Below are 17,809 nucleotides of genomic sequence, written 5' to 3' on the forward strand. Positions count from 1 at the left end.
ACGGCGAATTTGCCCCACGGGGACAGTTTGCGGCGCTTTCGGCTTTTATGGTCTAATGGCCGACGACGAAACAGGGGTGCTTCGTGGCGCGGCCGGCGGATGTTCCGGGCGGCGCGGCGAGGCTGAGAAAAACCCTTTGCACCCGATCCGGGTAATACCGGCGAGGGAAGTTTCTGATCCCGCCGGGCCGCGCTGGCCGCCATCCCATATGGTCAGCGCCCGAGTCCCGCCCGGCCGGCCTTTGCTGCCGGTTTCGTCCTTTTGGGTACGCGCATTGCGCGTTACGGAAGGAATGATGACCGCACAATCTTCAGTCTTTTGCTTGATTCCCGCCCCGATGCCGCACGCGTTCGCATGGGGCGGCGCGCGCGCGTCGACGCTCGTCGTGCGTATTCGCGCGGAGGGCGCGCGATGAACGTCCAGGATGCACGGCCCGATTTCGCGGTGCTCGGCGGCGGCCTCGTCGGCCGCCTGATCGCGTGGCGGCTCGCGGGCGACGGGCATCGCGTCGCGCTGTACGAGCGCGGCGGCCCGGACGGCGAGCAGTCGGCTGCCTGGATCGCGGCCGCGATGCTCGCGCCGCTCGCGGAAGCGGCGAGCGCGGAACGGCTGATCACCGAGCTCGGCGCCGCGTCGCTCGAACGCTGGCCGCAATGGCTCGCGGAACTGCCCGAACCCGTTTTTTTCCAGCATCACGGCACGCTCGTCGTCTGGCACCACGCGGACCGCGCGGAGGCGCCGCTGTTCGAGCGGCGGGTGCGCGCGAACGCGCCGGCCGACCTGCTCGACGGCGGTTTCGTGACGCTCGCCGGCGCGCAGGTCGATGCGGCCGAGCCCACGCTCGCGGGCCGTTTCGCCCGCGGCCTGCTGCTGCCGCGCGAAGGGCAGCTCGACAATCGCCAGGCGCTGCGCGCGCTGGCGGCGGGCCTCGCCGAACGCGGCGTCGATCTCCGCTGGCACGTCGCGATCGACGATGCCAACCTGCCCGCCGCGCATTTCACGATCGATTGCCGCGGGCTCGGCGCGAAATCCGCGCTGCCCGCGCTGCGCGGCATCCGCGGCGAAGTCGCGCGCGTGCATGCGCCCGGCATCGGGCTCACGCGGCCCGTGCGGCTGCTGCATCCGCGCTACCCGCTGTACATCGCGCCGAAGCAGGACGATCTCTATGTGATCGGCGCGACCGAGGTGGAGGGCGAGGACATGTCGCCCGTCAGCGTGCGCTCCGCGCTCGAACTGCTGAGCGCGGCGTTCTCCGTGCATCCGGCGTTCGGCGAGGCACGCATTCTCGAACTCAACGCGCAGTGCCGGCCGACGCTGCCCGATCACCGCCCGGCGGTGATCTGGGACGGCGCATCGACACTCGCCGTCAACGGCCTGTACCGGCACGGCTTCATGATCGCGCCGGAAGTCGCGCAGGCAGCCGTCGCGTGCGCGCAAGCCGCGCTCGGCGGCGCGCTGGGCGATGCCGACGCGTTCGCCGCGTGGCGCGACGCCGCGCGTTGGCCGACGCTCCTTCATCACCGCAGCGACGCGCGCCAGCCGGCCTGACGCGCGCCGCCGACCGAATCCGACCGAGCCTCATGGATATCCAGATCAACCAACAGACGCTGACGCTGCCCGACGGCGCGACGGTGGCCGACGCGCTCGCCGCGTACGGCGCGCGGCCGCCGTACGCGGTCGCGCTGAACGGCAATTTCGTCGCGCGCACGCAGCATGCGGCGCGCGCGCTCGCGGCGGGCGACAAGCTCGACGTCGTGCACCCCGTCGCGGGCGGCTGAGCGCCGCCGGTTCGTCCCCGCTCTTCCAGGAAAACGACATGACGTCCCTCACCTCCGCCGACGCGCTGACGCTGTACGGCGAAACCTTCGCAAGCCGCGTGCTGCTCGGCACGTCGCGTTATCCGTCGCTGCAGTCGCTGTCCGATTCGATCGACGCGTCGCGTCCCGGGATGGTGACGGTCGCGCTGCGCCGCCAGATGACGGGCGGCACCGCAGAAGCCGGCTTCTTCGACCTGCTCAAGCGCCACGCGGTGCCGCTGCTGCCGAACACGGCCGGCTGCCAGACCGTCGCCGAGGCCGTGACGACCGCGCACATGGCGCGCGAGGTGTTCGGCACCGACTGGATCAAGCTCGAGCTGATCGGCGACGACTACACGCTGCAGCCCGATCCGGTCGGGTTGATCGAGGCCGCCGCGCAACTGGTCAAGGACGGCTTCAAGGTGCTGCCGTACTGCACCGAGGATCTCGTGATCGGCCGGCGCCTGCTCGACGTCGGCTGCGAGGCGCTGATGCCGTGGGGCGCGCCGATCGGCACGGGCAAGGGCATCGTGAACCCGTACGGCCTGCGCGTGCTGCGCGAGCGGCTGCCGGACGTGCCGCTGATCGTCGATGCGGGGCTCGGCGTACCGTCGCACGCGTGCCAGGTGATGGAGTGGGGCTTCGACGGCGTGCTGCTGAACACGGCCGTGTCGCAGGCCACGCACCCGGAGATCATGGCGCGCGCGTTCGCGCAGGGCGTCGAGGCGGGGCGCGCCGCGTACCTGGCCGGGCCGATGGACGCACGCGAGACCGCGCACGCGAGCACGCCGGTCGTCGGGATGCCGTTCTGGCACCAGGACGGGGGCGGCGCATGAGCGCGCGCTTCGCCGACGCATTCTGGCCGCCGGCCGACGAGCTGGCCGAAGCGGCCGAACGGATTCGCGCCCGCCTCGGCGACTGGCCGGACGGCGCGGCGCCGTGGCGGCTCTGCGTGGCGGCGCCCGACGTGCCGTCCGACGGCGACGTGCTGATCGTGTCCGCCGGCGACCGCGCCGCGCAGGCGCGCGCGTCGGCCGCGTCGCGGCCGGCCTCGCCGGAGGCGGTCGCGATCGAATTCGACGAGCAGGGTGCGGTGCTGCATGCGGCGGGCGCGCGTTACGCGCTCGAAGCCGCGCATCCGCTCGCGGACGACTGGATCGCGGCGCTCGCCGCCTTCCTCGATTGCGGCTTCGCGCCGGTCGACGCGCTGGTGCTCGCGCTGGCGTGGCAAGACGGCGACGAGACGCGTGCCGCCGACGCGTGGCCGGTCGATGCCGCGCGGTTTCCGCGTGTCGCCGGGCTGCCGCCCGCGCCGGAGCCGGCATTCGCGCCGTGCCCCGCGCAACTCGGCCTCTATCCGGTCGTGCCGGACGCGGCGTGGGTCGAGCGCGTGCTCGAGGGCGGTGCGCGGACCGTGCAACTGCGCGTGAAAGGCGCGACGCCGGACGCGCTGCGCCGCGAAATCGCGCGTGCGGTCGCGGCGGGGCGTCGTTATCCCGATGCGCGCGTGTTCATCAACGATCACTGGCAGATCGCGGTAGATGAAGGCGCGTACGGCGTTCATCTGGGTCAGGAGGACCTCGAAACGGCCGATCTGGCCGCGATCGCGCGCGCGGGCCTGCGGCTCGGACTTTCGAGCCACAGTTATTACGAGATGTTGCGAGCGTTGCACGCGCGCCCGAGCTACCTCGCGCTCGGCCCCGTCTACGCGACCGCCACGAAGGCCGTCGCCGCGCCGCCCCAGGGCCTCGCGCGGATTGCCCGCTACGCGCGCTTCGCCAGCGCGCGGGCGCCGCTCGTCGCGATCGGCGGGGTGGGGCTCGACACGCTGCCGGCCGTGCTGGCGACGGGCGTCGGCAGCGTCGCGGTGGTCAGCGCGGTCACGGGCGCCGCCGATTATCGGACGGCGCTTATTGCGCTGCAGCAATGTTTTCCCGGACAATTTGACAATCATTGACCGCCGGGCCCGGAACGGCGTCACGACATCATTCCAATGCAGGCCCTATAATTCGGCGTTCTGCGTAAAAGGACTGTCAGCTCCGTGAGCCCCACTCCTACCGAGACCCTGCTGGAACTTCGCGACGTCGACTTTGGCTACGGCGACCGCCTCGTCCTGTCCAACCTGAACCTGCGCTTCGGGCGCGGGCAGGTCGTCGCGGTCATGGGCGGCTCGGGTTGCGGCAAGACCACCGTGCTGCGCCTGATCGGCGGCCTCGTGCGCGCGCGCCGCGGCCAGGTGCTGTTCGACGGCGCCGACGTCGGCGCGCAAACGCGCGACGGCCTGTACGCGCTGCGCCGCAAGATGGGCATGCTGTTCCAGTTCGGCGCGTTGTTTACCGACATGTCGGTGTTCGAGAACGTCGCGTTCGCGCTGCGCGAGCATACCGACCTGCCCGAAGACCTGATCCGCGACCTCGTGCTGATGAAGCTCAACGCGGTCGGCCTGCGCGGCGCGCGCGACCTGATGCCGTCCGAGGTGTCGGGCGGGATGGCGCGCCGGATCGCGCTCGCCCGCGCGATCGCGCTCGATCCGCAGCTCATCATGTACGACGAGCCGTTCGCCGGCCTCGACCCGATCTCGCTCGGCATCACCGCGAACCTGATCCGCACGCTGAACCAGGCGCTCGGCGCGACCTCGATCCTCGTCACGCACGACGTGCCGGAATCGTTCGCGATCGCCGACTACGTGTACTTTCTGGCCAACGGCGGCGTGCTCGCGCAGGGCACACCCGACGAGCTGCGCGCGTCGACCGATCCGAGCGTGCGGCAGTTCATCGACGGCGCGCCGGACGGCCCGTTCAAATTTCATTACACGAGCCCGCCGCTTGCAGCGGATTTCGGGCTCGGCGGAGGGCGCGCATGATCAGCGCGATCGGACGTTACGTCATCGGCGGCCTCGAGCGCGCGGGCTACGGCACGCGGCTGTTCGCACGCCTCGTGCTGCAATTCTTCCCGCTGCTGCGCCGGCCGCGGCTGGTCACGAAGCAGATCCACTTCCTCGGCAACTATTCGTTCGTGATCATTGCCGTGTCGGGGCTGTTCGTCGGCTTCGTGCTCGGCCTGCAGGGCTATTACACGCTGAACCGCTACGGGTCCGAGCAGGCGCTCGGCCTGCTGGTCGCGCTGTCGCTCGTGCGCGAGCTCGGCCCGGTCGTCACCGCGCTGCTGTTCGCGGGCCGCGCGGGCACGTCGCTCACGGCCGAGATCGGCCTGATGAAGGCCGGCGAGCAGCTCACCGCGCTCGAAATGATGGCGGTGGACCCGATCAAGACGGTGATCGCGCCGCGCATGTGGGCGGGCATCATCGCGATGCCGCTGCTCGCGGCGATCTTCAACGCGGTCGGTGTGCTCGGCGGCTACTTCGTCGGCGTCGTGCTGATCGGCGTCGATCCGGGCGCGTTCTGGTCGCAGATGCAGGGCGGGGTCCAGGTCTGGGCCGACGTCGGCAACGGCGTGCTGAAGAGCATCGTGTTCGGGTTCGCCGTGACCTTCATTGCGCTGTATCAGGGGTATGAAGCGAAGCCCACGCCCGAAGGCGTGTCGCGCGCGACCACCAAGACGGTCGTGTTCGCGTCGCTCGCCGTACTCGGCCTCGATTTCCTGCTGACCGCGCTGATGTTCAGCTAAGCCTCAGTCAAGCCAAATTTTGGGATGACGATGAAAAAGACTGCTCTCGACTTCTGGGTCGGCCTGTTCGTGGTGGTGGGCTTCCTTGCGGTGCTGTTCCTGGCGCTGAAGGTCGGCAACATGAGCTCGCTGTCGTTTCAGCCGACCTACTCGGTCCGGATGAAATTCGACAATATCGGCGGGCTGAAGCCGCGCGCGGCCGTGAAGAGTGCCGGCGTCGTGGTCGGCCGCGTGAAGTCGATCGGCTTCGACACGAACACGTACCAGGCGCTGGTGACGATCGACATCGACGGCCAGTACCCGTTCCCGAAGGATTCGTCGGCGAAGATCCTGACGTCGGGCCTGCTCGGCGAGCAATACATCGGCCTCGATCCGGGCGGCGACACGGAAATGCTGAAGTCGGGCGATACGATCTCGATGACGCAGTCGGCGATCGTGCTCGAGAACCTGATCGGCCAGTTCCTGTACAGCAAGGCCGCCGATGCGGGCGGTGCGAAGCCGGCAGCCGGCGCGGCGGCTCCGGTGGCGGTGCCGGCGTCGGCGTCGGCGGTGTCCGCCGCGTCCGGTTCGGCGGCCCAATAACCACACGAGAGAATAGAAGAGGGTAATGACCATGCAGACGATCCGCATCAGGCACGCCGCGCTGGCGATAGCGGCAGCCGCCGCGTTGAGCGGCTGCGCGACCGTGCAGACGCCGACCAAGGGCGATCCGCTCGAAGGCTTCAACCGGACGATGTACAAGTTCAACGACACGGTCGACACCTACGCGCTGAAACCGGTCGCGAAGGGCTACCAGTACGTGGTGCCGCAGCCGGTGCGCGACAGCGTGACGAACTTCTTCTCGAACATCGGCGACGTCTACATCGCGGCGAACAACATCGTGCAGCTGCGGATCGCGGACGGCGTCGGCGACATCATGCGCGTCGTGATCAACACGGTGTTCGGCGTCGGCGGCCTGTTCGACGTCGCGACGATCGCGAAGCTGCCGAAGCACACGGCCGATTTCGGGATCACGATGGGCCGCTACGGCATGCCGTCGGGCCCGTACCTCGTGCTGCCGCTGCTCGGCCCGAGCACGCTGCGCGACACGGCCGGCCTCGGCGTCGACTACGTCGGCAATCCGCTCACCTACGTGAAGCCGGACGGCCTGAGCTGGGGCCTGTTCGGCGTCAACCTCGTCAACACGCGTGCGAACCTGCTCGGCGCGGGCGACGTGCTGGATGCCGCGGCGCTCGACAAGTATTCGTTCGTGCGCAACGCGTACCTGCAGCGCCGCCAGATGCTGATCAGCAACGCGCGCGGCGAGGCCGCCGCGACGTCGAGCAACGACGCGCTGCCGAAGTACGATCTGCCGGACGACGGCGCGGCACCGGCGGCGGCCGGTACGGCGGGCGCGGCAGCGGTGAGCGGCGCGACCGCGCCGGCGGGGGCATCGGGCGCGGCGGTTGCCGCGCCGGCCTCGGGCACGGCCGAAGGACCGAATCCGGCCAGCGAAACGAACGTGCCGGCGATGCAGGTGGCGCCGCCGTCGCCGGGCGGGTTCCGCTTCCCGAGCATCCGGCTGCACTGACGGATTTACATTCGTTACAGCCGGAAACGATTCAGTCGGTAGCGTGCGCGAACTTGCGCGTAAGCTACCTGCTCCAACCTTCGCATCGACTCATTCATGCAGGTCACTATGATGAAAAAACTGTTCCTGATCCCCGTATTCGCGGCGCTGTTCTCGTTCGGCAGCGCGGCTCACGCGCAAGTCGACCAGTCGAACCCGCAGTCGCTGATCAAGACGGCGACGCAGCAGGTGCTCGACGAAGTCAAGCAGCAGACGATCAAGCAGGGCGACACCAACCGCATCATCTCGATCGTCAACAAGGACATCCTGCCGTACACCGATTTCCGCCGCACCACGCAGCTCGCGATGGGCCGCAACTGGCGCACGGCAACGGCCGAGCAGCAGCAGCAGGTTCAGGAGCAGTTCAAGCTGCTGCTGATCCGCACGTACTCGGGCGCGCTGGCGCAGCTGAAGCCGGACCAGCAGATCCAGTACCCGCCGTTCCGCGCCGATCCGGCCGATACCGATGTCGTGGTCAAGACGGTCGCGATGAACAACGGCCAGCCGGTCCAGATCGATTACCGCCTGTACAAGTCGGCGAACGGCTGGAAGGTGTATGACCTGAACGTGCTCGGCGCGTGGCTGATCCAGACGTACCAGCAGCAGTTCAACGAAAAGATCCAGCAAAGCGGCGTGGACGGCCTGATCCAGTTCCTGACGCAGCGCAACCAGCAACTTGCCGCCGGCAAGCAAGCGTCGTGAGCGGCTTCGAAGCCGGCTCCTCGCTGACCGTCGCGAGCGCGAAGTCCGCGCTCGCGGACGGTCTTGCGCGCATCGGCGCGGGCGCCACCGCCGTCGATTGCGCGGCGCTGACGCAGTTCGACTCGTCCGCGCTCGCCGTGCTGCTCGCATGGCAACGTGCCGCCATGTCGCGCGGCGCGACCCTCGACATCCTCAATCTCCCGCCGAAGCTCGCCAGCCTCGCGCGCGCCTACGGCGTCGACGCGCTCATCGACGGCACCGGGCGACATTGACCCTGTCCGACCGGAGCCTGCCGCGCCAGCTGGCGCGCGCACGCGTCAGGCCGCGCGCCTCCGGCGCCGGCTCCCCCAGCCGGTTTGCCCTATAATCAAGCGTTTTGCGGGGCAGCCAATCGGCGTCCGGCCCCCATTTTCTTTCGCAGCAAGCACAGAATAGGCGTCGCGGCCCTGGCGTCGCGCACAGTCATGTCAGCCATAGAAATCCGTCACGTCAAGAAGCGCTACAAGTCGCTTCAGGCGCTCAAGGGCGTCAGCCTGTCGGTCGAGGAAGGCGAGTTTTTCGGTCTGCTCGGCCCCAACGGCGCAGGCAAGACCACGCTCATCAGTATCCTCGCCGGGCTCGCCCGGGCCGACGAAGGCAGTATCTCGGTGCGCGGCCACGACGTCGTCAAGGACTTCCGCGGTGCGCGCCGCGCGCTGGGTGTCGTCCCGCAGGAACTCGTCTTCGACCCGTTCTTCACCGTCCGCGAGACGCTGCGGATCCAGTCCGGCTATTTCGGGCTGCGCCGCAACGACGACTGGATCGACGAAGTGATGGCCAATCTCGACCTCACCGAGAAGGCCGACGCGAACATGCGCGCGCTGTCGGGCGGGATGAAGCGCCGCGTGCTCGTCGCGCAGGCGCTCGTGCACCGGCCGCCCGTGATCGTGCTCGACGAGCCGACCGCCGGCGTCGACGTCGAATTGCGCCAGACGCTGTGGAAATTCATCTCGCGCCTGAACCGCGAGGGTCACACGATCGTGCTGACCACCCATTACCTCGAGGAAGCCGAGTCGCTGTGCGACCGCATCGCGATGCTGCGCCGTGGCGAGGTGGTCGCGCTCGACCGCACCGACGCGCTGCTGCGCCGCTTCGCGGGGCTGCAGCTCTATCTGCGGCTCGCGACGGGCGCGCTGCCGGCCGAGCTGCGCGGGCTGGAGACCGACCCCGCCGCGCGCGCGCCGGGCGAGCACCTGCTGCGTCTCACGAGCTACGACGATGTCGAACGCATTCTCGCGCAATGCCGCGCGGCAGGCTGCACGTTCGACGAGATCGAGGTCCGCAAGGCCGACCTCGAGGATGTGTTCGTCCAGGTGATGAACGGGGCCGAGGTGATCGAGGGTCTGGCATGAATCAACAATCCCCGCGCGAACTGCGTTCGCTGCCGGCCGAAGGGGCGCTGGGCACGGCCCGGCGCGTGCCGGGCAGCGGCTTCCGGACGCTGTTCTACAAGGAACTGCTGCGTTTCTGGAAAGTGTCGTTCCAGACGGTGCTCGCGCCGATCGTCACGGCGCTGCTGTACCTGACGATCTTCGGTCATGCGCTGTCGGGCCGCGTCGAGGTGTATCCGGGCGTCGAGTACGTGAGCTTTCTCGTGCCGGGCCTCGTGATGATGAGCGTGTTGCAGAACGCGTTCGCGAACAGCTCGTCGTCGCTGATCCAGTCGAAGATCACCGGCAACCTCGTGTTCATGCTGCTGCCGCCGCTGTCGTACCGCGACATCTTCGGCGCGTACGTGCTCGCGTCGGTCGTGCGCGGGCTCGCGGTCGGCACCGGCGTGTTCGTCGTGACGATCTGGTTTATCCCGATGCATTTCGCGGCGCCGCTGTTCATCATTGCGTTCGCGCTGCTCGGCTCGGCGATCCTCGGCACGCTCGGCCTGATCGCCGGGATCTGGGCCGAGAAGTTCGACCAGCTCGCCGCGTTCCAGAACTTCCTGATCATGCCGCTGACGTTCCTGTCGGGCGTGTTCTATTCGACGCACTCGCTGCCGCCCGTGTGGCGCGAGATCTCGCGTCTCAATCCGTTTTTCTACATGATCGACGGCTTTCGTTTCGGGTTCTTCGGCGCGTCCGACATCAACCCGTTCGCGAGCCTCGCGATCGTTACCGGTTTCCTCGTGCTGCTCGCGCTGATCGCGATGCGGCTGCTCGCGACCGGCTACAAACTGCGTCATTGATATCGACAGGCTGCGGCCGCCTCCCGGGGCGCCGCCGCCGACAGGAGCCTTACACCATGTTGCCGACTCCCGAACAGGTCAAGCAATACATCGCCGGCGGTCTCGCCTGCACGCATCTGGAAGTCGAAGGCGACGGCCAGCATTTCTTCGCGACGATCGTGTCGGCGGCCTTCGAGGGCAAGCGGCCGATCCAGCGGCACCAGCTCGTCTATGCGGCGCTCGGCGATCGCATGAAGCAGGAAATCCACGCGCTCAGCATGAAGACGCTGACGCCCGCCGAATGGCAGAACGCATAACCGGAAATCACTGAGTGCAAGTCACCGTCAACGAGCGCGACGCCGTCAAGAGCGTCGCCACGGCACACCCGGCCGCCAACGGGGAATCGCAGGGACAGGGGATGGACAAGCTCGTGATCGAAGGCGGTAACCGTCTGTCCGGCGAGATCGTCGTGTCGGGCGCGAAGAACGCCGCACTGCCGATCCTGTGCGCGGGGCTGCTCACCGCCGATCCGGTCGATCTCGACAACGTGCCGAACCTGAAGGACGTGCGCACCACGCTGAAGGTGCTGAACCAGATGGGCGTGAAGAGCGAGACCGACGGCTGCCGCGTGCAGCTCGACGCGTCGCGCGTCGACAACCTCGTCGCGCCGTACGAGCTCGTGAAGACGATGCGCGCGTCGATCCTCGTGCTCGGCCCGCTGCTCGCGCGCTTCGGCGAGGCGAAGGTGTCGCTGCCGGGGGGCTGCGCGATCGGCGCGCGTCCGGTCGACCAGCACATCAAGGGGCTGCAGGCGATGGGCGCCGAGATCAGCATCGAGCACGGCTTCATCGAAGCGCGCGCGAAGCGCCTGAAGGGCGCGCGCATCGTGACCGACATGATCACGGTGACGGGCACGGAAAACCTGCTGATGGCCGCGACGCTGGCAGACGGCGAGACGGTGATCGAAAACGCCGCGCGCGAGCCGGAAGTGAGCGATCTCGCCCACCTGCTGGTCGCGATGGGCGCGAAGATCGACGGTATCGGCACCGATCGCCTCGTGATCCAGGGCGTCGAGCGGCTGCACGGCGCGCGCCATTCGGTGATCCCCGACCGCATCGAGGCCGGCACGTTCCTGTGCGCGGTCGCGGCGGCCGGCGGCGACGTGATGCTGACGGGCGTGCGCCCGCACATTCTCGACGCGGTGATCGACAAGCTGCGCGAAGCCGGCGTGTCGATCGAGGAAGGCGACAGCTGGCTGCGCGTGAAGATGGACCGCCGCCCGTCGGCCGTGACGATCCGCACGTCGGAATACCCGGCGTTCCCGACCGACATGCAGGCGCAGTTCATGGCCCTCAATACGGTCGCGACGGGCACCGCGCAGGTCGTCGAAACCATTTTCGAGAACCGCTTCATGCACGTGCAGGAGCTGAACCGGCTCGGCGCGAACATCACGATCGACGGCAATACCGCGCTCGTGACGGGCGTCGAGAAGCTGTCCGGCGCGAACGTGATGGCGACCGACCTGCGTGCGTCGGCGAGCCTCGTGATCGCCGGGCTGCGCGCCGACGGGGAAACGCTCGTCGACCGGATCTATCACCTGGACCGCGGCTACGACCGCATGGAAGCCAAACTGACCGCCGTCGGCGCGAACGTGCGCCGCCTTTCCGGGAGCCAAGCATGACCGCGCCGCTGACCCTCGCCCTGTCGAAGGGCCGGATTTTCGAGGAAACCCTGCCGTTGCTCGCCGCGGCCGGCGTGCAGGTGACCGAGGATCCGGAAACGTCGCGCAAGCTGATCCTGCCGACGACGAACCCGGACCTGCGCGTGATCATCGTGCGCGCGAGCGACGTGCCGACCTACGTCGAATACGGCGCGGCCGATTTCGGCGTGGCCGGCAAGGACGTGCTGGTCGAGCACGGCGGCTCGGGCCTGTACCAGCCGATCGATCTGAACATCGCGCGCTGCCGGATGTCGGTGGCGGTGTCGGCCGGCTTCGATTACGCGAGCGCCGTGCGCCAGGGCGCACGCCTGCGCGTCGCGACGAAGTACGTCGAAACGGCGCGCGAACACTTCGCCGCGAAGGGCGTGCACGTCGACCTGATCAAGCTGTACGGCTCGATGGAGCTCGCGCCGCTGGTCGGGCTGGCCGACGCGATCGTCGACCTCGTCAGCTCGGGCGGCACGCTGAAGGCGAACAATCTGGTCGAGGTCGAGGAGATCATGGCGATCTCGTCGCGCCTCGTCGTGAACCAGGCCGCGCTGAAGTTGAAGCGCGCGGCGCTCAAGCCGATCCTCGACGCGTTCGAACGCGCGTCGCAGAATGGCGGTTGAGCGCATCACCGTAACGGAACTCCCATGTCCATCACCATCCGCAAGCTCGATTCGACGAACGAAGGCTTCGGCGCCGCGCTGCGCGCGTTGCTCGCGTTCGAGGCAAGCGAAGACGAAGCGATCGAGCAATCGGTCGCGAAGATCCTCGCCGACGTGAAGTCGCGCGGCGACGCCGCGGTGCTCGAGTACACGAACCGCTTCGACCGGCTGAGCGCGAACAGCGTCGCCGCGCTCGAACTGCCGCAGGACGCGCTGCAGACGGCGCTCGACGGTCTCGCGCCGAAGGCGCGCGCGGCGCTGGAAGCGGCCGCGGCGCGTGTGCGCGCGTACCACGAGAAGCAGAAGATCGAGTGCGGCACGCATAGCTGGCAGTACACGGAAAGCGACGGCACGGTGCTCGGCCAGAAGGTCACGCCGCTCGACCGCGTCGGCCTGTACGTGCCGGGCGGCAAGGCCGCGTATCCGTCGTCGGTGCTGATGAACGCGATTCCCGCGCGCGTCGCGGGCGTCGGCGAGATCGTGATGGTCGTGCCGACGCCGGACGGCGTGAAGAACGACCTCGTGCTCGCCGCGGCGCTGCTCGGCGGCGTCGACCGCGTGTTCACGATCGGCGGCGCGCAGGCGGTCGGCGCGCTCGCGTACGGCACGGCGACGGTGCCGGCCGTCGACAAGATCTGCGGCCCCGGCAATGCGTACGTCGCGTCGGCGAAGCGCCGCGTGTTCGGCACGGTCGGTATCGACATGATCGCCGGGCCATCGGAAATCCTCGTGCTGTGCGACGGCACGACCGATCCGAACTGGGTCGCGATGGACCTGTTCTCGCAGGCCGAGCACGACGAGCTCGCGCAGTCGATCCTGCTGTGCCCGGACGGCGCGTTCCTCGACCGTGTCGAGAAGGCGATCGACGAGCTGCTGCCGTCGATGCCGCGCCGGGACGTGATCCGCGCATCGCTCGAAGGGCGCGGCGCGCTGATCAAGGTGCGCGACATGGCCGAAGCGTGCCGGATCGCGAACGACATCGCGCCCGAGCACCTCGAAATCTCGGCACTGGAACCGCAACAATGGGGCCAGCAGATCCGCCACGCAGGCGCGATCTTCCTCGGCCGCTACACGAGCGAAAGCCTCGGCGACTACTGCGCGGGGCCGAACCACGTGCTGCCGACGTCGCGCACCGCGCGTTTCTCGTCGCCGCTCGGCGTGTACGACTTCATCAAGCGTTCGAGCCTGATCGAGGTCAGCGCGGAAGGCGCGCAGACCCTCGGCGAGATCGCCTCCGAGCTCGCGTACGGCGAAGGGCTGCAGGCGCACGCGAAGAGCGCCGAGTTCCGGATGAAGGGCTGACCACGCACCACGCGGGGCCGAGCCGGGGCGGGCGCCGATGCGCCGGCGCCGGCCGCACCGCGGAGCGCGGCTGGAGACCAGTGCAGGGCGGCAGCCGCCGCCTTGCCGACCATTTGATGCCGGCGCGACGCACGCCGGCTTGAGACCATGACGACGCCACAAGACATCATCCGCCGCGACGTGCTCGCGATGACGAGCTATCCGGTGCCCGACGCGAGCGGGTTCGTGAAGCTCGACGCGATGGAGAATCCGTATCCGCTGCCCGAACCGCTGGCGGCGGCGCTCGGCGAGCGTCTCGCGCAGGTCGCGCTGAACCGCTACCCGGCGCCGCGCCCGGCCGCGCTGCTCGACAAGCTGCGCCACGCGATGGGCGTGCCGGCCGGTTGCGACGTGCTGCTCGGCAACGGTTCCGACGAAATCATCAGCATGATCTCGGTCGCGTGCGCGCAGCCGGGCGCGAAGGTGCTCGCGCCGGTGCCGGGTTTCGTGATGTACGAGCTGTCGGCGAAGCTCGCGCAGCTCGAATTCGTCGGCGTGCCGCTGCAGGCCGACCTGACGCTCGACGTCGACGCGATGCTCGCGGCGATCGCCGGGCACCGGCCCGCGATCGTCTATCTCGCGTACCCGAACAACCCGACCGGCACGCTGTACGACGATGCCGACGTCGAACGGATCATTGCCGCCGCGCGGCACAGCCTGATCGTGATCGACGAGGCGTACCAGCCGTTCGCCGAGCGCTCGTGGCTGCCGCGCGCCGCCGAATTCGACAACGTCGTCGTGATGCGCACGGTGTCGAAGCTCGGTCTCGCGGGCATCCGCCTCGGCTATCTCGTCGGGCGGCACGCGTGGCTGACCGAATTCGACAAGGTGCGCCCGCCGTACAACATCAACGTGCTGACCCAGGCGACCGCCGATTTCCTGCTCGACCACCTCGACGTGCTCGATGCGCAGGCGGCCGAACTGCGCGCGGAACGCACGCGTCTCGCGCAGGCCGTGGCCGCGCTGCCGGGCACGACGGTGTTCCCGAGCGCCGGCAATTTCCTGCTGGTGCGCGTGCCGGACGCGGCCGCCGTGTTCGATGCGCTGCTCACCGAACGGGTGCTGGTCAAAAACGTGAGTAAAATGCATCCATTGCTGGCCGAATGCGTGCGGCTGACCGTCGGTTCTCCCGACGAAAACGCCCGCCTGCTGGCCGCCTTGAAACTCGCGCTGCCCGGTTGAGCCCAGGGCGCGGCGGCGCGCGACGATCAATCCCCATTTACCTCAGACTCAATCAAGGAATTGCCATGCGTGTGGCGGAAGTCGTTCGCAATACCAGCGAAACGCAGATCCGTGTGAAGCTCGATCTCGACGGCACCGGCCAGCAGAAGCTGGCCACCGGCGTGCCGTTTCTCGACCATATGCTCGACCAGATCGCGCGGCATGGTCTGGTCGATCTCGAGGTCGAAGCGCATGGCGACACGCATATCGACGACCACCACACGGTCGAGGATGTCGGCATCACGCTCGGTCAGGCCGTCGCGAAGGCGATCGGCGACCGGAAGGGCATCCGCCGCTACGGCCATTCGTACGTGCCGCTCGACGAGGCGCTGTCGCGCGTCGTGATCGACTTCTCCGGCCGGCCGGGCCTCGAATTCCACGTGCCGTTCACGCGTGCGCGGATCGGCACGTTCGACGTCGACCTGTCGATCGAGTTCTTCCGCGGTTTCGTGAACCACGCGGGCGTCACGCTGCACATCGACAACCTGCGCGGGATCAACGCGCACCATCAGCTCGAGACGGTGTTCAAGGCCTTCGGCCGTGCGCTGCGCGCGGCGGTGGAGCTCGACGAGCGTGCGGCGGGGCAGATTCCGTCGACGAAAGGCAGCCTCTGATCGTCCGGATGGGCGGACGCTAAGGACAACCTCACGGCTTCGGCGCGCGGCGCCGGCTTGCGATGGATCTGCTCAAATCGTTCATTTCGCTGCTGGCGCTGATCAACCCGGTCGGCGCGGTGCCGTTCTTCCTGAGCCTGACGGCGCAGCAGACGGACGGCGAGCGGCGTCGCACGATCCGGATCGCATCGGTGTCGGTATTCTGCGTGATGACGGTGACCGCGCTGCTCGGGCAGCAGATCATCAACTTCTTCGGCATTTCGGTCGGGTCGCTCGAAGTGGGCGGCGGGATCATCATGCTGCTGATGGCGATCAACATGCTGAACGCGCAGATCGGCAACACGCGATCGACGCCGGAAGAGCGCCACGAAGCCGAGCTGAAGGACAACATCGCGGTCGTGCCGCTGGCGATTCCGCTGCTCACGGGCCCCGGCTCGATCAGCACGGTGATCATCTATGCGGCGAACGCGCATCACTGGTATGAACAGGCCGGGCTGGTCGCGATCGGCGCGGCCCTGGCTTTTCTGTGTTTCGTCGCGATGCGGCTCGCCGAGCCGATCGCGAACTGGATCGGCCGCACGGGCATCAACATCGCCACGCGGCTGATGGGTCTGATGCTGTCGGCGCTGGCGGTGGAATTCATCGTCAATGGACTGAGGGCGCTACTGCCTGCACTGAGATGAAAACTTCGATTGCGATTGTGGATTATGGGATGGGCAACCTGCGCTCGGTCGCGCAGGCGCTCAAGAAGGCCGAACCGGCCGCCGACGTGGCGATCGTCGACACGCCGGCCGCGATTCGCGCGGCCGACCGCGTCGTGCTGCCCGGCCAGGGCGCGATGCCCGACTGCATGCGCTGCCTCGGCGAATCGGGCCTGCAGGAGGCCGTGATCGAGGCGTCGCGCACGAAGCCGCTGCTCGGCGTGTGCGTCGGCGAGCAGATGTTGTTCGACTGGAGCGCGGAAGGCGACACGAAGGGCCTCGGCCTGTTGCCCGGCAAGGTCGTGCGCTTTGAGCTCGACGGCCGCGTGCAGGACGACGGCTCGCGCTTCAAGGTGCCGCAGATGGGCTGGAACCGCGTGCGCCAGTCGCAGCCGCACCCGCTGTGGGACGGCGTGCCCGACGACGCGTATTTCTACTTCGTGCACAGCTACTACGTGACGCCGGACAACCCGGCACATACGGTCGGCGAAACGGCATATGGTGCGCCGTTTACGTCCGCGGTCGCGCGGGACAACCTCTTCGCGACCCAATTCCACCCGGAGAAAAGCGCGGAGGTCGGGTTGCGTCTGTACCGCAACTTCGTACACTGGAAACCGTGAACGTGGTGCGCGAACCACAGTCGACGGGCCGCGGAGGCCCGTCTTGCGGGGCTCGCGCGCCTAGGCGCCGAAAGAGTTGTACTAAACTAGCGAGACGGCGCGGTACCGGATTGGCCGGTACGCGCCGGATTCTTTTCTTCTTCCACGACGACACCCGATTGCTATGTTGCTGATTCCGGCCATCGATCTAAAAGACGGTCAGTGTGTGCGCCTCAAACAGGGCGACATGGACCAGGCCACGATTTTTTCCGAGGACCCGGCGGCGATGGCCCGCAAGTGGGTCGATCTCGGCGCCCGGCGGCTCCATCTGGTCGACCTGAACGGCGCATTCGCCGGCAAGCCGAAGAATCTCGAGGCGATCGAAGCGATCCTCGACGAAGTCGGCGAAGAAATCCCCGTCCAGCTCGGCGGCGGCATCCGCAGCCTCGAGACGATCGAGAAGTATCTCGACGCGGGCCTGTCCTACGTGATCATCGGCACGGCGGCCGTGAAGAACCCGGGCTTCCTGCAGGACGCGTGCACCGCGTTCTCCGGCAGCATCATCGTCGGGCTCGACGCGAAGGACGGCAAGGTCGCGACCGACGGCTGGAGCAAGCTGACCGGCCACGAAGTGGTCGATCTCGCGAAGAAGTTCGAGGACTACGGCGTCGAATCGATCGTCTATACCGACATCGGGCGCGACGGAATGCTGCAGGGCATCAACATCGAGGCGACCGTGAAGCTCGCGCAGGCGGTCGGCATTCCGGTGATCGCCAGCGGCGGCCTGTCGAACCTCACGGACATCGAGAACCTGTGCGAAGTGGAAGAGCACGGCGTCGAAGGCGTGATCTGCGGCCGCGCGATCTACTCCGGCGATCTCGATTTCGCGGCCGCGCAAAGGCGCGCGGACGAACTGAACGGCGAACTCGACAACGCGTAACGCGGTTTCCCGTTCGCCGGGGCCGCCCGCAGGCGGCCCCGACCGGAAGTCTCGTGCGAGGCTTCCGCAACCGGCCGTCCCAGCGCGGCATT

The 17,809-nt window shown here is 68.2% G+C and carries 21 protein-coding genes and 1 riboswitch; all 21 genes read left to right on the top strand.

Annotation, left to right across the window (positions count from 1 at the left end; translation table 11 throughout):
- The first annotated feature begins 62 nt into the window (after positions 1-62).
- Positions 63-186: riboswitch (TPP riboswitch) on the top strand.
- Between the two features lie 225 nt (positions 187-411).
- The 21 genes from HWX00_RS27440 to hisA all read left to right on the top strand — a co-directional run bounded on the left by HWX00_RS27440 (position 412) and on the right by hisA (position 17,717).
- Positions 412-1,548, top strand: coding sequence for an FAD-dependent oxidoreductase (locus HWX00_RS27440; RefSeq protein WP_059557075.1), 1,137 nt, complete (start codon positions 412-414; stop codon positions 1,546-1,548).
- Positions 1,549-1,580: 32 nt separating this feature from the next.
- Complete coding sequence (gene thiS / locus HWX00_RS27445; protein WP_027783340.1) at positions 1,581-1,778, top strand: sulfur carrier protein ThiS; 198 nt, start codon at positions 1,581-1,583, stop codon at positions 1,776-1,778.
- 38 nt (positions 1,779-1,816) lie between these two features.
- Positions 1,817-2,632, top strand: a complete 816-nt coding sequence (locus HWX00_RS27450) for a thiazole synthase (RefSeq protein ID WP_034189825.1) — start codon at positions 1,817-1,819, stop codon at positions 2,630-2,632.
- Positions 2,629-3,753 carry a thiamine phosphate synthase gene (thiE, locus tag HWX00_RS27455; protein ID WP_175027121.1) on the top strand — a complete coding sequence of 375 codons (1,125 nt, stop codon included), beginning with the start codon at positions 2,629-2,631 and terminating at the stop codon, positions 3,751-3,753. Before HWX00_RS27450 ends, thiE begins: the two co-directional genes overlap by 4 nt.
- A gap of 84 nt (positions 3,754-3,837) precedes the next feature.
- Complete coding sequence (locus tag HWX00_RS27460; RefSeq protein ID WP_006477138.1) at positions 3,838-4,659, top strand: ABC transporter ATP-binding protein; 822 nt, start codon at positions 3,838-3,840, stop codon at positions 4,657-4,659.
- On the top strand, positions 4,656-5,423 hold the full coding sequence (mlaE, locus tag HWX00_RS27465) for a lipid asymmetry maintenance ABC transporter permease subunit MlaE (protein ID WP_175027122.1): 768 nt from the start codon (positions 4,656-4,658) through the stop codon (positions 5,421-5,423). The genes HWX00_RS27460 and mlaE overlap by 4 nt, the downstream gene beginning before the upstream one ends.
- A gap of 24 nt (positions 5,424-5,447) precedes the next feature.
- Positions 5,448-6,005: an outer membrane lipid asymmetry maintenance protein MlaD gene (mlaD, locus tag HWX00_RS27470; protein WP_175027123.1), complete on the top strand. Its 558-nt coding sequence runs from the start codon at positions 5,448-5,450 to the stop codon at positions 6,003-6,005.
- Positions 6,006-6,036: 31 nt separating this feature from the next.
- Positions 6,037-6,993, top strand: a complete 957-nt coding sequence (locus HWX00_RS27475; RefSeq protein WP_059557092.1) for an MlaA family lipoprotein — start codon at positions 6,037-6,039, stop codon at positions 6,991-6,993.
- Between the two features lie 111 nt (positions 6,994-7,104).
- Entirely contained in the window at positions 7,105-7,734 is a 630-nt protein-coding gene (locus tag HWX00_RS27480; protein WP_034189861.1) for an MlaC/ttg2D family ABC transporter substrate-binding protein, read from the top strand.
- Positions 7,731-8,006, top strand: coding sequence for an STAS domain-containing protein (locus HWX00_RS27485; RefSeq protein ID WP_034189821.1), 276 nt, complete (start codon positions 7,731-7,733; stop codon positions 8,004-8,006). The genes HWX00_RS27480 and HWX00_RS27485 overlap by 4 nt, the downstream gene beginning before the upstream one ends.
- A 192-nt stretch (positions 8,007-8,198) precedes the next feature.
- Positions 8,199-9,125, top strand: coding sequence for an ABC transporter ATP-binding protein (locus HWX00_RS27490; protein WP_034189820.1), 927 nt, complete (start codon positions 8,199-8,201; stop codon positions 9,123-9,125).
- On the top strand, positions 9,122-9,952 hold the full coding sequence (locus tag HWX00_RS27495) for an ABC transporter permease (RefSeq protein ID WP_226194235.1): 831 nt from the start codon (positions 9,122-9,124) through the stop codon (positions 9,950-9,952). Before HWX00_RS27490 ends, HWX00_RS27495 begins: the two co-directional genes overlap by 4 nt.
- Before the next feature lie 56 nt (positions 9,953-10,008).
- A complete protein-coding gene (locus tag HWX00_RS27500) occupies positions 10,009-10,248 on the top strand; it encodes a BolA family protein (protein ID WP_006477131.1) in 240 nt (79 codons plus the stop codon).
- Positions 10,249-10,262: 14 nt separating this feature from the next.
- Positions 10,263-11,612 (top strand): UDP-N-acetylglucosamine 1-carboxyvinyltransferase, encoded by a 1,350-nt coding sequence (murA, locus tag HWX00_RS27505; RefSeq protein WP_034189819.1) that lies wholly within the window; start codon positions 10,263-10,265, stop codon positions 11,610-11,612.
- Entirely contained in the window at positions 11,609-12,262 is a 654-nt protein-coding gene (gene hisG, locus HWX00_RS27510) for an ATP phosphoribosyltransferase (RefSeq protein WP_012327780.1), read from the top strand. The genes murA and hisG overlap by 4 nt, the downstream gene beginning before the upstream one ends.
- A 24-nt stretch (positions 12,263-12,286) precedes the next feature.
- Positions 12,287-13,603 (top strand): histidinol dehydrogenase, encoded by a 1,317-nt coding sequence (hisD, locus tag HWX00_RS27515; RefSeq protein ID WP_034189818.1) that lies wholly within the window; start codon positions 12,287-12,289, stop codon positions 13,601-13,603.
- A gap of 147 nt (positions 13,604-13,750) precedes the next feature.
- The gene (gene hisC, locus HWX00_RS27520; RefSeq protein ID WP_069706014.1) at positions 13,751-14,824 is read left to right on the top strand and encodes a histidinol-phosphate transaminase; all 1,074 of its coding nucleotides are present in this window, start codon (positions 13,751-13,753) and stop codon (positions 14,822-14,824) included.
- A gap of 65 nt (positions 14,825-14,889) precedes the next feature.
- The gene (gene hisB, locus HWX00_RS27525) at positions 14,890-15,477 is read left to right on the top strand and encodes an imidazoleglycerol-phosphate dehydratase HisB (RefSeq protein ID WP_006477126.1); all 588 of its coding nucleotides are present in this window, start codon (positions 14,890-14,892) and stop codon (positions 15,475-15,477) included.
- A gap of 62 nt (positions 15,478-15,539) precedes the next feature.
- Positions 15,540-16,160 (top strand): MarC family protein, encoded by a 621-nt coding sequence (locus HWX00_RS27530; protein WP_175027124.1) that lies wholly within the window; start codon positions 15,540-15,542, stop codon positions 16,158-16,160.
- Positions 16,157-16,798, top strand: a complete 642-nt coding sequence (gene hisH / locus HWX00_RS27535) for an imidazole glycerol phosphate synthase subunit HisH (protein ID WP_034189815.1) — start codon at positions 16,157-16,159, stop codon at positions 16,796-16,798. Before HWX00_RS27530 ends, hisH begins: the two co-directional genes overlap by 4 nt.
- Before the next feature lie 163 nt (positions 16,799-16,961).
- Positions 16,962-17,717 (top strand): 1-(5-phosphoribosyl)-5-[(5-phosphoribosylamino)methylideneamino]imidazole-4-carboxamide isomerase, encoded by a 756-nt coding sequence (hisA, locus tag HWX00_RS27540; protein WP_175027125.1) that lies wholly within the window; start codon positions 16,962-16,964, stop codon positions 17,715-17,717.
- The last annotated feature ends 92 nt before the right edge of the window (positions 17,718-17,809 follow it).

Source organism: Burkholderia seminalis DSM 23518 (assembly GCF_902832885.1).
Lineage (GTDB): Bacteria > Pseudomonadota > Gammaproteobacteria > Burkholderiales > Burkholderiaceae > Burkholderia > Burkholderia seminalis.